General features: G+C 64.5%; 12 protein-coding genes and 1 tRNA gene. 6 read left to right on the forward strand and 7 right to left on the reverse strand.

The window, feature by feature from the left end; translation table 11 throughout:
• Positions 1–13 precede the first annotated feature (13 nt).
• From H7A19_15175 to H7A19_15200, 6 genes are all read right to left on the reverse strand, one after another.
• Positions 14–2,347 carry a hypothetical protein gene (locus tag H7A19_15175; protein MCP5476172.1) on the reverse strand — a complete coding sequence of 778 codons (2,334 nt, stop codon included), beginning with the start codon at positions 2,345–2,347 and terminating at the stop codon, positions 14–16.
• 239 nt (positions 2,348–2,586) lie between these two features.
• Complete coding sequence (locus H7A19_15180) at positions 2,587–3,516, reverse strand: M14 family metallocarboxypeptidase (GenBank protein MCP5476173.1); 930 nt, start codon at positions 3,514–3,516, stop codon at positions 2,587–2,589.
• A gap of 77 nt (positions 3,517–3,593) precedes the next feature.
• Positions 3,594–4,766 carry a radical SAM family heme chaperone HemW gene (gene hemW / locus H7A19_15185; protein ID MCP5476174.1) on the reverse strand — a complete coding sequence of 391 codons (1,173 nt, stop codon included), beginning with the start codon at positions 4,764–4,766 and terminating at the stop codon, positions 3,594–3,596.
• 381 nt (positions 4,767–5,147) lie between these two features.
• The gene (gene rdgB / locus H7A19_15190) at positions 5,148–5,747 is read right to left on the reverse strand and encodes an RdgB/HAM1 family non-canonical purine NTP pyrophosphatase (GenBank protein ID MCP5476175.1); all 600 of its coding nucleotides are present in this window, start codon (positions 5,745–5,747) and stop codon (positions 5,148–5,150) included.
• Positions 5,740–6,468: a ribonuclease PH gene (rph, locus tag H7A19_15195; GenBank protein MCP5476176.1), complete on the reverse strand. Its 729-nt coding sequence runs from the start codon at positions 6,466–6,468 to the stop codon at positions 5,740–5,742. The genes rdgB and rph overlap by 8 nt, the downstream gene beginning before the upstream one ends.
• A gap of 329 nt (positions 6,469–6,797) precedes the next feature.
• On the reverse strand, positions 6,798–7,469 hold the full coding sequence (locus H7A19_15200; GenBank protein MCP5476177.1) for a hypothetical protein: 672 nt from the start codon (positions 7,467–7,469) through the stop codon (positions 6,798–6,800).
• A gap of 290 nt (positions 7,470–7,759) precedes the next feature.
• Between H7A19_15200 and H7A19_15205 the strand changes: the two genes are divergently transcribed.
• From H7A19_15205 to H7A19_15215, 3 genes are all read left to right on the forward strand, one after another.
• Positions 7,760–8,584, forward strand: a complete 825-nt coding sequence (locus H7A19_15205) for a hypothetical protein (GenBank protein MCP5476178.1) — start codon at positions 7,760–7,762, stop codon at positions 8,582–8,584.
• A 100-nt stretch (positions 8,585–8,684) separates the two neighbouring features.
• A complete protein-coding gene (gene xth, locus H7A19_15210) occupies positions 8,685–9,473 on the forward strand; it encodes an exodeoxyribonuclease III (protein MCP5476179.1) in 789 nt (262 codons plus the stop codon).
• Between the two features lie 67 nt (positions 9,474–9,540).
• Positions 9,541–10,008 carry an ATP-binding protein gene (locus H7A19_15215; protein MCP5476180.1) on the forward strand — a complete coding sequence of 156 codons (468 nt, stop codon included), beginning with the start codon at positions 9,541–9,543 and terminating at the stop codon, positions 10,006–10,008.
• A gap of 653 nt (positions 10,009–10,661) precedes the next feature.
• Here H7A19_15215 and H7A19_15220 read toward each other — a convergent pair.
• A complete protein-coding gene (locus H7A19_15220) occupies positions 10,662–13,022 on the reverse strand; it encodes a carboxylesterase family protein (GenBank protein ID MCP5476181.1) in 2,361 nt (786 codons plus the stop codon).
• Positions 13,023–13,428: 406 nt separating this feature from the next.
• Here H7A19_15220 and H7A19_15225 point away from each other — a divergent pair.
• From H7A19_15225 to H7A19_15235, 3 genes are all read left to right on the forward strand, one after another.
• Positions 13,429–13,503: transfer RNA gene (locus H7A19_15225), tRNA-Lys, on the forward strand.
• A gap of 77 nt (positions 13,504–13,580) precedes the next feature.
• Positions 13,581–14,924: a tryptophan--tRNA ligase gene (locus H7A19_15230; protein ID MCP5476182.1), complete on the forward strand. Its 1,344-nt coding sequence runs from the start codon at positions 13,581–13,583 to the stop codon at positions 14,922–14,924.
• 6 nt (positions 14,925–14,930) lie between these two features.
• A complete protein-coding gene (locus tag H7A19_15235; protein MCP5476183.1) occupies positions 14,931–15,221 on the forward strand; it encodes a hypothetical protein in 291 nt (96 codons plus the stop codon).
• Positions 15,222–15,345: the final 124 nt, after the last annotated feature.

Consider the following 15,345-nt stretch of genomic DNA (forward strand, 5'->3'; position numbering starts at 1 on the left):
TCAGACTCAAGCCCTATTCGTCGTAATCGCCCTCGCCCTCGTCCTCGCTGTCCTCTGAGCCGTAGTCCTCGCTCTCATCGGAGCCGTAGTCCTCGGCCTCATCGGAGCCGTAGTCCTCGCTGTCCTCTGAGCCGTAGTCCTCGCTCTCATCGGAGCCGTAGTCGCCTTCATCAGCACTGTCGTCTTCGTCGTCGTAGGCAGCCTCGTCATCACCTTCATCAGCGCTGTCGTCTTCGTCGTCGTAGGCAGCCTCGTCATCACCTTCGTCAGCGCTGTCGTCTTCGTCGTCGTAGGCAGCCTCGTCATCACCTTCGTCAGCGCTGTCGTCTTCGTCGTCGTAGGCGGCGTCGTCATCACCTTCATCGGCGCTGTCGTCTTCGTCGTCGTAGGCGGCGTCATCATCGCCGTCGTCAGCGCTGTCGTCTTCGTCGTAGTAGGCAGCCTCGTCATCCCCTTCGTCGGCGCTGTCGTCTTCGTCGTCGTAAGCGGCGTCGTCGTCACCTTCGTCGGCGCCGTCGTCGTCTTCGTCGGCGCCGTCGTCCGAATAGTCGTCGTCAGGCTCGCCGAGATAGTTCTCATCTTCGTCGTCAGCCACGCCATCGTTGTCGTCGTCGGTGTCGACTTCATCCAGAGTGCCGTCGTTGTCGTCGTCTTCGTCGTAATAGTTGCCTTCACCGTCGCCATCGCTGTCGACGTCGAAGTCGAGTTCGCCCTCGTCGTCGATGTCCATCAGTACCTGACCATCGTCGCCCGCACTGACATCCTCGAGCTCGTATTCCAGCGTCTCCTCGTCGCCGACGATTTCCACGTCGATGTTGTAGGCGTCCAGGTCCGGATCGTCATCACTGAAGGCAATGCGCCCGCTGTCGTCCTCCTCGGCCTTGAAGCTGCGACCCTTCTGAATCTCGAAGTCGCTGACTTCGTACTGGCCGCGGCTATCGGCGACGCGGATGGTGGGCTTCTGCCTGGCGCCGGCTTCGTAGACAAAATCGTCACCGCTGAAACGGACGGTCTCCGTCGCACCGCCGCCAACCTCGACATCGCTGACCTGATAGACCTTCTCGTCGGTGAAGACCGTGACCTCGGACTTCGGGTTGTCGGACGGGCGTCCGTCATCGACCAGCTTGACGTCGTATTCCTGATTGCGCGGCAGTTGCACCACGCAGCCCTGCGAGCCGAAGATCGGTCGCATCGACGCGCCATCGATGCCGTTGCTGGCGCCGGCGGCCCCCATCGACAGCTGCTTCTGGCTACCCCGGCTTACGGCCTGTACCTGGGTGCAGCGACTGGGCGTGTACACCGTCCAGGTGTCGGTCGGTGCTGCCGGCGGACGCTTCGGCGCCGAGCTGGGTCGGGTGGCAGGTGCCTTCGGCTTGGGCTGGGGCGCCGTCTTGGGCTTGGCCTGCGGTTTCGGCTTGGGTTTGGCCTGGGGCCTGGCAGTCGGCTTCGCCTGAGGCTTGGCGTTCGGCTTCGCCTGTGGCTTGGGTGCCGGCTGCGGCTTGGGCGTCGCCTTCGGTCCGGATTGCGGGGTCTTGGGGCAGAACGGACACTTGAGCGGCTGATAGCGCACCGACAGCTGGGTGAGCGCCATCGTGCCCGCAGACCCTTGCCAGGGCTTCGGGTCCTGACTGGGATTCAGCGCTGCAAAGCCGTAAACCCAACGGTTCTTCGGCACATCGATATCGAGGTAGCGCTCGGCCCCCGGGTAATTGTTGTCGTAGAGGAACACCCGGTAGACACCTGGGGCACTCTGCTCGACCCGATATGGGGTCACCGCGTGGCCGCCGCTGTCACCCCAGATTCCAATCCGGGGGTAGTCGTTGCGGGCCTTCAGGGTCTTGATGAGTTCGTCGACAATCTGTTGCAGGGACCACTTCTGGGTATTCGTGACGGTGGCACTGACCGGATCCACGTACTGCGTCACCGCGTAGGTAGAGATCGTGCGCATCAACCACTCGTCGTCGGGCTTCAGCTCATGTGGCTGCTTCGCGCCGAAGTTATCGACCTTCTCCTGCTTGAGGTAGAAGGCCGAACTGAGTGCGGCCATGCCTTCGCAGTGCCCGCCCTCCGTATTCTTGTTGGCCTGATCAATCCATAGCTGCGCAGCCGGCGTCGGGATACAGGTATCCCCCTGCTTGCGGGCGCAGACCTGATCGCCAAACAGGAAGGAGACATCGTCGGCGGTCAGCTTGGCATGGGGATATTGGTTTCCGCCCCAGTTGGCGAATCCGAAGCCATCGGGCACCGGGCGAAAGCCGCTGTCGGCAAGGACTTGAGCCCGGCCCTGAGCTAGCGCGGCACTGCCGAACGCGACCAACAAGCACAACAACGCGATGCGTTTGCCCATACCTACTCCGATGCCTGGCCATGCTGAACTTCGTCGAGGGCAGGTTGCGCTGTCCTCGCTCGTATTGGGATAGTTAACCCAAGCTGAATCTTGCGCCAAGCATGGGCCCATATGCACTGGCCAACGGTGTTTCTTGTTGATCCTTCACAATGGACGCCAGCCTCCCGAAATCCTGGACCGGGAGGCATGACGCCGGCAGGTTCGTAAGGTGGCGCGCCGTATCGCCGGCGCTGGCGTCATCAGGCCTCGGCGAGCCACGCCAGCGCAAAGTCGATGGCCGCACACACCGCCGCCGCCTGCGCCGCATTGCATTGCTCCGGGCTCGCGCTGGGACTGTCGGGATAGACCTCGGTGGTGGTCTTGAAGCGGGCCGAGGTGATGCCGGCGCACAGGCCGAGCGCCCTGAAGGGATAGCGGATAACGCCTGGGGAGACGACCGTCGAGCCGATGATCTCGCCGTTCTGGTCCGCTGGTGCGATGTGCGTGACCTTGGCCACGGCGTCGATGATGGCTTGCTGGAACTCGGGTTGCGGCTGCTCGGTGTCATCGACCAGATAGAAGCCGTCGGGGATCTCCCCGGGCTCGAAGGGCTTGCCATCGCGGGCTGCCAGCGCCGGGCGAAACTCGCTTTCATCACTGTCGGTGGTCTCGTGCAGATCGATGTGCACCAGCACCCGATCCTTCAGCGGCGCGATCAGGTTCATCAGCGCGGCGGATTCCTGGGCCGGGCTCTCGGCACGGAAAGACCGGTTCGGATCCACGGCGTCGCGATTCCAGCGATGGATCATCTCGTACGCCCAGGGGCTCAGGCAGGGGGCGACGATGAGATTGACCCGTCCCGCGTAGTCCTGCGCATGCCGGTCGAGAAAGCGCAGGGCGCCGTGCACGCCACTGGTCTCGTAGCCATGCACGCCGCCGGTGACCAGCACGATCGGCAGTTCCTCGCGCCAGTCGCGGCTCTTGATCGCGTACAGCGGATAGCGCGCGGGATCGTGGTCGAGATGTCCGTACTGGAGCAGGTCGAAGCGCGAGCGCAAGGCATCGATGGCGCTCAGCACCTCGTCCTGATAACTGCGCTGGCGCCGCTGCAGTGCGCGCCACTCGGCGACTTCCGCCGCGCCCCAGGCCGTGCCGGGTGTGCCGATGGGATAGTTCGCGGGAGAGTTCATTGCCGATGGGCTCCAGGTGAGTGTTGATTGGATGATCGCCGGACAACTGCGAAGCTGGCAGCCACAAGCAACACGGATCAGCGCTTGGACAGCGCCGGCAGGAAGCCAGCGACCACGTCATTGAGGAAACGAAAACCGAGTTCACTGACCCGCACACGGCCATCGTCATGGTGCAACAGATCGCGGGCCAGTGCGCGCTGGTAGCCGGCTTCACTCTCGAGCTGGCGCCCGGTTCGTTGCCGATACAACTGTTCCGCGAAGCCCTGCTTCAGGCGCAGCGCGTTGAGCATGAACTCGAAGCCGAGTTCGTGCTGCTCGACGTTGCGATCCTCACTCCAGGCCCGGCTGCTGCCAGCTTGCTGCAGGTAGAAGCTGGGCGTGCGTTGGCGTACGCGTCGGCGCACCTGACCATCGGCGGCGCTGACCTTGGAGTGGGCGCCCGCGCCCACGGCGAGGTAGTCGCCGAACAACCAGTAGTTCTCGTTGTGCCGGGAGCGTTTGCCGGCTTGGGCATAGGCCGAGACCTCGTAGTGCTCGAAGCTGGCCGCCGCCAGCAGCGGCTGGCACTCGTCCAGCATGTCGGCGAGCGCCTCTTCATCGGGTAGATCGGTGGGTGGCGTGCGGGCAAAGACCGTCTGTGGCTCCAGTGTCAGTTGGTAGTGCGACAGGTGCTCGGGCTCCAGCGCCAGGGCGGTGCGCAAGTCGCGCACGGCCTGCGCCACGGATTGGCCAGGCAAGCCATACATCAGATCGATGTTGATGTTGTCGAAACCGGCCTTGCGGGCCATGACGTAGGCGCTACGCGCTTCATCGGCGCCGTGGATGCGACCCAGACGCTTGAGCTTGTCGTCGTCGAAGCTCTGCATGCCGAAAGACAGACGATTGACGCCGGCGCCCAGATAACCTTCGAAGCGGTCGAACTCAGCCGTGCCGGGATTGGTTTCCAGGGTGATTTCGCATGTGGGTTGCAGCCTCAGCGACGCGCGCACGGCATCAAGAATGCGGCCGATACCACGGGCGCTGAACAGGCTGGGTGTGCCGCCCCCGAAGAAGATCGATTCGAGTGGACGGCCGAGCGCCAGCGGTGCCTCCAGCGCCAGATCGGCGATCAGGGCATCTACATAGGCGTCCTCGGGCAATGCGGCGGGGCGCTGATGCGAGTTGAAATCGCAATAAGGACACTTGCGCACGCACCAGGGCAGATGCACGTACAGTGACAGCGGGATGTTGGCGGGGTTGATGGGCGTCATCATCTGCGGCTGTGCTCAATTACTCCGTGATTCTGTGGGAGCGGCCTTTGTCCGCGATCGGTCCGCAAGACCATTCGCGGCTGAAGCCGCTTTCACCAAACATGTCGCAAGTATCTGAATCAAGACATTTTCCGCAAAGGACGCAAAGGACGCAAAGTAGAGCTACTCCAAGATGTCAGCTGGTGGTGTCGCCAGAGATCGCGCACAGCCGGACGTCCTTTGGATCTTCGCGTCCTTTGCGTCCTTTGCGGACAAAAAATATGGCCCCCGAGATCGCCGACCGTTTGTCGCGCGAATAAGCGCACCGCCAGGGGCACCCGGGACTCCCACAGTGGTGCAAGACCCGTCGCGGCTGAAGCTGCTCCCACGAGTGTGTGACGATCAGCCGGCCAGGCGTGCGCGCAGCTGGGCCAGGGCCTTGCCGCGATGGCTGAGGGTGTGCTTCTGCTCGGGGCTGAGTTCAGCTGCGCTGAGGCCGCTGGAGGCATCCAGAAACACCGGGTCATAGCCGAAGCCGCCCTTGCCGCGCGGAATGCGTGAGAGGCGACCGGTCCAGACGCCTTCGGCAATGATCGGCGACGGGTCGTCAGCCGATCGCATCAACACGATCACGCAGACGAAACGGCAGCTGCGGGCGGCGCCTTCGAGCGTCTCGGTAGCCTTGAGCAGCTTGTCGATGTTGGCCTTCGCATCGGCCTTGGGCCCGGCAAAGCGGGCGCTGTGCACGCCGGGAGCGCCAGCCAGAGCGTCGACGACGATGCCGCTATCGTCGGCGAGTGCCCAGCGGCCGCTCAGACGGGCGGCGTGGCGGGCCTTGATCAGGGCATTCTCGACAAAGGTACAGGCCGGCTCGTCCGGCTCGGGAATGGCCAGCTCACCGGCACCGTGCAGACGCCAGGGCAGATCGGCGAGCAGGCTGCGCAGCTCCTCCAGCTTGTGCTGGTTGTGGCTGGCCAGCACCACGTCGCGCCAGTCAGTCACGGGCCAGAGCCTCCCGCTGCGCTGCGTGCAACTCGGCGGCGCCCTTGCGTGCCAGCGCCAGCATCACGTCCAGCTCGTCCTGACGGAAGGCATGACCCTCGGCCGTGCCCTGCAGTTCGATAAAGCCCATGCCGTCATTGAGTACCACGTTCATGTCAGTCTCGCAGTCCGAGTCCTCGGTGTAATCCAGGTCCAGTACCGGGATGCTCTTCCAGATGCCGACCGAAACCGCCGCCACCTGACCGTGGATCGGATCCTTGCTGATCATCTTGTTCTTGAGCATCTTGCGGGTGGCATCGACCAGGGCCACGTAGGCGCCGGTGATGGCCGCGGTGCGGGTACCGCCATCGGCCTGCAACACATCGCAATCGAGGATGATCTGTCGCTCGCCCAGCGCCCGACGATCGACGACGGCGCGCAGCGAGCGCCCGATCAGACGCTGGATTTCGTGGGTGCGACCCCCCGGAGCGCCCTTGACCACCTCGCGCGCCGAGCGCGTATGGGTGGCCCGAGGCAGCATGCTGTACTCGGCCGTCACCCAGCCCTCGCCGGTGCCGCGCAGCCACGGCGGCGAACGGTCGTCGACGCTGGCGGTGCAGAGCACGCGGGTGTGGCCGAAGCTCACCAGCACCGAGCCTTCGGCGTGACGGGTGTAGTTGCGTTCGAAGCTCACCGGACGCATCTGGTCGGGCTGGCGTGAACTGGGTCGAGTCTGGGTCATGATCAATGGGGCCTTGGAAACGCCCCGCAGTCTACGCGCTGGGATGTGGAGTGTTGGTTCGGGCGGGTGGTTGCTGGTTGTCGGTTGTCGGTTGTCGGTGGGAATCCTGGTCGCCGCTGGCGGTGCGTTTTGTTCGAGCATCAAACAGGGGGCAGGGGGCAGGGGGCAGGGGACCCAGGTCGCCGCACGGTCAGATCCTGCGCCGAGGTTGGACCCCTGCCCCTTGCCCCTTCTTCCCAAGCTCGATACATCCATGGTCTAGCGCATGTTTGGTAAGAGTCCCGGTCGCACCCCCCGAACCAGCAACCGACAACCAGCAACCCAAGACCTCACTTCGGCGGCCGCACGTCGCCGCAGAGCTGGTGGCGCAGATCGGATTCGAACTGGGCGTAGCGTCGATCGCATTCGGCCTGGTCGCTGCTGTGGTGGCGGTTCTCCCAGCCTTCGGTGAGCAGATCCAGCGGGGCGTGGTAGTCGACCGCGGCGCTGGGTACGCCCGCGCTCAACATTTGTCCGATCTGGCGCGCCAGTCCGTTGCTTTCTTCCACGGTCTGCGGACGGAAGCCGGGGAGTTTTCCGGTGTCGGCGCCGGGCAGCATGGCGTCGATGGAGCGACCGGCGAAGGCCCGGCGTTTGGGCGCATTTTCCTTAGCGATCTCGGCAGCCACGGCCACCCGGCTCTGTTCCAGGCGCAGGCTGGGTGATACCGGATCAGGCAGGATCAGCGCGGGCTCGGCAGCGGTTGCCACTGGGCGCGTCCTTGCGGCTGCGACTTTCGGCCTGGCCCTGGCCGCCTGCGCTGAAGCTGGTGCCGCCTGCGGATTGGTCGCCGGGGTTGGTGGTGGCGGCGGTTCCGGGGTTTCGATGAGGGCGATGTCCACGGTCAACGCGTTGCGCTCGACCAGCGCCGGGCGCACCGCGGTGTCGCGCCAGAGGTTGCCGATGATCAGCGTGTGCAGAACCAGGGTGCCGGTCCAGGCGGCAATCCGGGCGGGTGACAAGGGTCTCGTCGATGACGGTCTTGCTGCACGCTGACGCACTTGGGCTCCCGACGTTGGCTGAGGACTGCGCCCACGCGGGTTGCGAGGCAGGCGCGAGCATGGCGATCGGGGCGTTGCTCAAGGTTCGCTGCAGCTGAATTCCTGGCGGCTGCGCAGATCCTGTTCAGGCAACCGCCATGAATCGCCGTCGTGCACCCTGGTCCGCGGGTGAGATCGGCGTGTCGCAATTGGCAGATCGACCGCACCGAGCGGCGCATAATCAAGCGTCGGACTTATCTGGAGAGATGGCCATGGCGCGCTGGCGTAGTCTGTTTCTGGCACTGGTTCTGGCCCTGGCGGCGTGGCCGGCCCTGGCTACTCGCAACTATCAGGACATGTGGTGGCTGCCCGACGAAAGTGGTTGGGGACTGATGGTGCTGCACCAGGGCGATGTCATCTCTGCAGTGATGTTCCACTACCGGGCCGACGGCAAACCGGTCTGGTATCTGCTGTCGAACGCACCGCGTGGCAGCGAGGAGTTCTTCACCGGAACGCTGTTTGAGGTGACCGGCCCGCCGCTTTTCGGTCTGTTCAACCCGGCCGCTGTGCTGCCGCGCAATGCCGGCAGCATGACCTTGCATTTCACCGGTTTCAACGAGGCCACCGTCAGCTACACCATCGACGGGGTGACCGCCATGCGCCCGATCCAGCGCATCAGCTATGCCAATCTCGGTATGGACGGCATCTATTTCGGCTCCCAGGTGGCGGTGTTCAGTTGTGACAACAGCCCCGAGATCGGCAGCTATGTGTTTCCCGCTGAGTTCGACATCGTTGCCAGCGCGATCCGCGATACCCGGGTCACCACCACCATCCTGGGTGGGGAAGGCGTGTTCTGTGACTGGACTGACGGCAACTTCACCCAGGCCGGTTCGATGATTCATGGCGAAGGCCTGATTGCCTGCCGCGATGGCAATAGCGCCCCGGTGAGCTTTGGCAGTTTCGAGGTGGAACAGATGCGCATCGTCGACCATGCCGTGAGCATCAATTATCGGACGACCCTGGAGTACCCGACCGCGGGCATCAGCTGCACCGAACGAGGACTGTTGTCGGGCACGCGACTGGTCCGACCCGACTAGCCGCCCGGGCGCTTCGGCTGAGATGCGCTGGCTGCCGATTTCCTTCGCTTCCGGCAGGCTGCTAGCCTGCGTCCGGTTCTGAAGCGATCCAGTGGTGGTCATGCGCATCATCAGTCTCAATCTGAATGGCCTGCGATCAGCGGCGCGCAAGGGCGTGCTGCCGTGGCTGGCCGAACAGAACGCCGACGTCATCGCCCTGCAGGAAACCCGCCTGCAGGAGCCCGAGCGTTTGAAGCAGGATTTCTCCATTCCCGGATACACCGGATACTTCGTTGATGCACAGGCCAAGGGCTACAGCGGCGTTGCCCTGTATTTGCCTCGTCGCCCCGATCGTCTGGTGGAAGGCATCGGTCGAGCCGAGTTCGATGCCGAAGGACGCTGGTTGCAGGCCGATTTCGGTGACCTGTCAATCGTTTCGCTGTACCTGCCCTCGGGGTCCTCGGGAGAGCCACGTCAGTCATTCAAGTTCCAGACGCTGGACTGGCTGGCAGAGAAGTTCGAGGACATGGCCGGCGATGGCCGGCGCTACATCGTCTGTGGCGACTACAACATCGCCCATCGTGCCATCGACCTGAAGAACTGGCGCGGCAACCAGAAGAACTCGGGCTTCCTGCCCGAAGAGCGCGCCTGGATGGAGCGCCTGCTGGTCGAGCGCGGCTGGGTCGACAGCCATCGTCAGCTCAAGCCCGATGTGGCCGAGTACACCTGGTGGAGCAATCGCGGCCAGGCCTGGGCCAAGGATGTGGGGTGGCGCATCGACTACCAACTCGCTTCGCCGAATCTGGCCGAGGCACCCGCTGCCGTGCGTGTCCACAAGGAAGATCGATTTTCGGATCATGCGCCGCTGATTGTTGATTACCGACTGGAACATCTGCGGCGCTCTGACTGATACTCTTGCGTAGCTTCATGGCTTCGGCCACGATGGCACCGCGCTCCCCGACCAATGAGGGCTAACGATGTGGCAATGGCTCAAGCGTTTGTTCAGCCGCAGCGCCGCAGTTGCCGAGCCTGAACCTCAGATCTGGAATTTCCGGATCAAGGGTGGGCGTGCCGAAATTGGTGCGGTGAACGATGCCCTTGAGCGCGCAGCCATGGCTGGCGATGTGCCCGAGCCAGCGATGCGGGCCATGCAGGTGGCGCTCGACGAGCTGCTCACCAACGCCATCATGCACGGCAGTGTCAGCCTCAATGACCCGATGCAGGTGGATTTGATCATCGGCAAGAGCGTGCTGCGGGCCGTCATCGCGCACGCGGGCCCGGCCTTTGATCCCACCCAGGTCGAGGCTCCCGATCTGGACAGCCCACTTCCGGATCGCGAGATCGGCGGTCTCGGTATCCATCTGGTGCGTTCGATGATGGACGAGTTCAGCTATGAACACGCCGATGGCCGCAATGTGCTGAAGCTCGGAAAGAACTTCCACTAGCCCGCATTTCTCACACCTGTTGCGGAAGATCGCGCAGGGCTTTGCGACTAGCGCAAGGCGCGACGACGAGGAATGGTGATTCCATGGCGAGGAGGAGCAACGCAGCGATAGTCGCAAAGAACGCGCGAGGTCCGCAAAGCGGGCAGATGCAGCCAAACACTCCGTGACTGGTGCGTGCCTCGGAATCGCCTTGAACCACTAGGAAATTGGGGGCATCTGCTCGCGCAGGTGCGAGAAATGCGGGCTGGACCGATCCAAGGCAGACGCAGCGGCCTACGCTCCCCTGTGGGAGCGGCTTCAGCCGCGAGAGTCCCGGCACTCCTGTGGGAGCGGCTTCAGCCGCGATGCTTCTGTAGCCCCGGCGGCGTCATGCAAAGAGCGAAGTCACGCGCAGCCACTTGGATTGCGCGCAGCGATGGCACGCGCGCGGCGCCTGGCAGGCCAGGCCGCGGCCGCCGGCGCGAACAACTCTGGTGCACATCCCGATCCGCCGCGCGCCGGAGCCGCGCTACGTCATGGGCAGTCGTGCCGGCACAGGTGGCGCGCAATAACGCCGTCGCTGGTGGGTCCAGACAAGTCTGGACCCACAACAGCCCGAAGCCCGCAGCCTTTCCCGTGCCCTCGTGCCCTCGTGCCCTCGCGCCCTCGCGCCTTCAAAACACCACATAGCGCGACCAGAAATCGCAATAACTCTTGCGGTAGTCGCTGACCAGTCCCCGCCTGAGGTCGTCGAACTCGATGGCCACATCATCGTTGGCCAGTCGCTGCGGCCACACCGGGTCGTTGCCGCCGTTGGGGTCACCGCTGGCCGCAAAGCGCGTCCATTGCCTTTGCACCTGTGCCGACAGGTCGGCCTCGGCCGCCGTGGCGCTCGGCGTCGGGCCAAAGACAAAGCCGATGTCGGCGCCATGGAAGGCACCGTAGACGGCGCTTGGTCCGGCAAACACATGGGTGTAGACATAGCGCCAGGTTGGGTGGCCGTTGGCGGCGTGGTTGCGCGTGTAGGCGGCGGCCGGGCAGGCAAACTGCAGATCGTCGAGCAGATCGGCATAGGCGTACCACGGCTCGGCATAGGCACTGGCCGGGTACTGCTGCAGCACCAGCGTGGCGATGCTCGGGAAGGTCTGGCGGATCAGCTCCTCGTAGGCGACCACGGTCGCAGGCCGTGAGCTCACCGGCAACAACGAGGTCAGCTCGTCGGCATTGATGCCGGCGATCAGGGGCACCGGGGCAGCACTGCCGTTCTGCATGGCTAGCCCTGGCGCCTCGGTCAGGCTGTAGCGATCGATGGCATGGCCGAAGGTCTCGCCGCTGCGGCCGAAGCCCACGGTCGGGTGGGTGGCCTCGATCAATGCCTCCCAGCTGAGTCCGCGCATGCAGGCCTTGCGGTCATTGACGCCGGCACATCCGGCCAGACCGATCACGCGATCGCCCTGGGCAAAGGCGCTGCTCTGTCCTGCCGGTGCGCTGTCCAGTTCCGGCAGCGACCGTCGGCAGCCACCACTTTGCATGATCGCGCGCTGAAACAATCCACGTGCCAGCGGACTGGAGAGCAGGGCGCAGGTCGACAGGCCTCCGGCCGATTCGCCGAAGATGGTGACGCGGGAGGGATCGCCGCCGAAAGCCGCGATGTTGTCCCGCACCCACTGCAGGGCGGCGATCTGGTCGAGCAGCCCATAGTTGCCAGCGCTCGGATGATCCGGCGCTTCACCGGCGAATTCGGACATCGCCAGAAAGCCCAGTGGACCGAGTCGGTAGTTGATCGAGACCAGCACCACGCCGTCGTCAGCCAGGGTGGCACCGTCGTACACCAGACCTCCGTCAGGGCGCTGCTCGACGGCCGAGCCCTGTACCAGGCCGCCGCCATGGATCCAGACCATCACCGGTATCGCGGCGCCCTCGCGCAACTCGGGTGTCCAGATGTTGAGTTGCAGACAGTCTTCGTCGCGTCGACCGAGGCCGGAGTTGTAGAGGCCGTCGCTGACCGCATTCTGGGGACAGCCAGGGCCAATGACGTTGGCCGTCAACACTCGTGTGCGTGCAGGCGCTGGCTGCGGCGCGCGCCAGCGCAGGGCAGCGAGCGGAGGCGTCACATAGGGAATGCCCATGAAGCGTGTGCTGCCCGATGCCAGGGTTTCGCCAGCCACCAATCCTTCCCGGGTGGCGGCCACGGCTTCCGGAGGGGGCGAGCGCGTCAGGATTTCCAGTCGGTGGTCAGCACGCACGAAGCGACCGCCGGCACCGTAGGGGTATTCCATCTGCAGGCCGATGCGATTGCTGTCGACATCATTGCGCGGTGTCACCAGTTGCAGGGACACGGGTCCGGCGTCTGCCACCACCAGGGGCTGGCTGGCGCAGCTGCGGCAATAGCCGCGGGCAAAGCGGAACTGCTGCGCAAAGGCGGTGGCGCTGACCGGGTCGCTGGCGTAGGCCCAGCGCGGCTTGCCCTCGGCGTCGTAGACGTAGAGGGTGTGAAAGGCGCGGGTGGCACCGGCCTCGCCAAAGAAATAGCCGATCAGGCCCCAGCCGCTGTCGTCGTTGCCACCAAACCAGCTGCCGGACAGCGCCGATTCGGGCGCCGTGGTGGCCGGTACGATCGGTTCCAGGCACCAGCGCAGTGCCTCGCCGCCGATGGCGAAGCGGAAGTCGTAGAGGCCGCTGGCGCCGGGTCTGGCGCCGCCGCTGCCGCAGGCATTGCTGTCGCTGACGCGCGTCAAACTGGCACCGGGAAAGCGCGCAAACACCGTGGCCGCCGGGTTGGCGCCTGGATCGTAGCGGTACTCGCTGATGGCGAGGTTGCCGCTGTCACCGGACCAGCTGCCGTCGATCAGATACCAGACCGGCTGGCCGTCGTCGGCGAAGCTGAAGAAGGTGCCGACCACGCGATCGCCTACGATCTGCAGATCAAGACCGTGGCCATCGCGGTCGCGGTCGAAATACAGCCCCGGTGACGGTGGCGCCGCGGCGGCGAGCACATTCCACAGCAACAACAGTGCTACCCATCCCGATCGCATTCGCTGAATTCCTTCGGTTTTCGGTCATCAACGCCGGCGGGCGGCAGCGGTTGACTGAGGTTCTGAGGTCGTCCGTGTGCCGGTCTCGGCTCGATCTGCGTGAAAGCTACCGTCCGTCGGGCGGTAGCGAGGTGAATGAGACATTCCAGGCACTGGCGACATCTATTTCGCGGACCTGCCTACCGACAATCCGTTTCTGGCAACAGGACCCGGACCCCTTCTGCACGGTGGCAGGTCTGGTGTTCCCGTCGCAGCGACTGCCCCCGTGGTCGCTGCGGCGGGACTTCCTTGGTGCCGGCATGCCGGTGTGCGATTGGTTGGATTGGCGTCATTTGACGCCGTCCGCGTGTTTCAACGCTTGCCGTATCCGCCCCCCTTCCCTAAACTTCCGCGCCCGGCTTGCAGTGGGTCGTTAGCTCAGCGGTAGAGCAGGAGACTTTTAATCTCTTGGTCGAAGGTTCGATCCCTTCACGACCCACCATTCGCTCGCGCAATTCCGGTCGCCATGCTGTGCGCCGGGTTCAGGCCTCCCGAATCGTCCTCCTTCAGCAGGTTCCGATGAGCATTCGCGTCCTCACCGGCATCAAGCCGACCGGTACTCCGCATCTGGGCAACTACGTGGGCGCCATCCGGCCGGCCATCGCCGCCAGCCTGGATCCGGGCATCGAGTCCTACTATTTCCTGGCCGACTACCATGCGCTCGCCGGCTCTGCCGATGCCGAGCGAGTCCACCGTTCGACACTGGAAGTGGCTGCGAGCTGGCTGGCAGCGGGCCTCGATCCGGCGCGCGTGCACTTCTACCGCCAGTCCGATTTGCCGGAAGTCACCGAGCTGACCTGGCTGCTGTCCTGTGTGACCGCCAAGGGGCTGCTGAATCGGGCTCATGCCTACAAGGCCGCGGTCGATGCCAACGTCGCTGCGGGTCTGGATGCCGATCACGGCATCGCCATGGGCCTGTACCTGTATCCGGTGCTGATGGCCGCCGACATCCTGATGTTCAATGCCCACCGGGTGCCCGTGGGGCGCGACCAGATCCAGCACATCGAGATCGCCCGCGATCTGGCGCAGCGCTTCAATCATCTGCATGGGGGCGACTATTTCACGTTGCCCGAGGCCGCCATCGAGGAGCACACCGCGGTGTTGCCGGGTCTGGACGGTCGCAAGATGAGCAAGAGCTACGACAACGTCATCCCCTTGTGGGGCAGCAGCAAGGCGCTGCGGGCGTCGATCTTTGCGATGGTCACCAATTCGCAGGCGCCGGGCGAGCCCAAGGATCCGCAGAGCTCCTCGCTGTTCCAGCTCTACCAGGCCTTTGCCAGCGCCGCTGAAACCGAAGCGCTGCGTCAGGATTATGCCGAGGGCATCGCCTGGGGTGATGCCAAGCAACGCGTGTTCGAGCGCATCGATGCCGAACTCGGCCCCGCTCGCGAGCGCTACATCCATTTGGTGACACGGCCGCAGGAGATCGAAGCTATCCTGCAGCAAGGTGCCGAGCGCCTGCGACCGAAAGCGCGGGCGCTGCTGGCCCGATTGCGCGATGCGGTAGGTCTGCGCTCTCTGAACCGCCTGCAGGCAACCACCGCGGCGCCCAAAGCGGCCAAGAAAGCCAAACTGCCGCGTTTCGTGCAGTTCAAGGAGCCCGACGGCAAGCTCAACTTCAAGTTCTTCGCCGCCAGCGGCGAGTTGTTGCTGACCGGTGTGGGTTATGTCGACGCCAAGGCCAGCGCGGCGGCGATGAGTGCGCTGCAAGATGGTCGATTGTTGAATATCCGAGGTCAGGAATTGTGGAGCGAAGGAGGGGCGCGCGTAGCTGTCTTGGCGGGTCCTTCAGAGCGTGCCTTTGAGAACTTGGAGGCTCTTCGCTCCGCTTTCGCAGAACTCCGCGCAGCGATGACCGACTAGCCCTCCATGACCGGGCTGGTCGGGATCCTGTTGCTCGCACCGTTGTTGGCGGTGCTGATGGGCATCTACCACTTCGCTGCTAGCCGCGCGCCGCGCACGGCAACGTTGCAGCACTACGATCGACTGGCGCTGGCCATGGCCGTCTTGCTGACGGTGCTGGCCATCGTGCTCTGCCAACACTACGCGCCCGCCGCGCGCGGCCCGATCTGGCCACATGTCTATGCGGCACTGGGCGGATTCTTCACGATGCTGGCCGCGCTCGGCGGCGCCTGGTGGCTGCGGCCCAAACAGGGCTGACGCGGATCAGGCACTGCAGCCGGGTTTGAGCCAGGAGCGGGACGCGAAGGGCGCGAAGGAAGAGCAGAAAGGTCGCGAAGGAGAGCGGTCCCGATCAATACGGGCCAGCCCGGCTGGGTGAGGT

The organism is Rhodanobacteraceae bacterium (genome assembly GCA_024234055.1).
Taxonomy (GTDB): Bacteria; Pseudomonadota; Gammaproteobacteria; order Xanthomonadales; family SZUA-5; genus JADKFD01.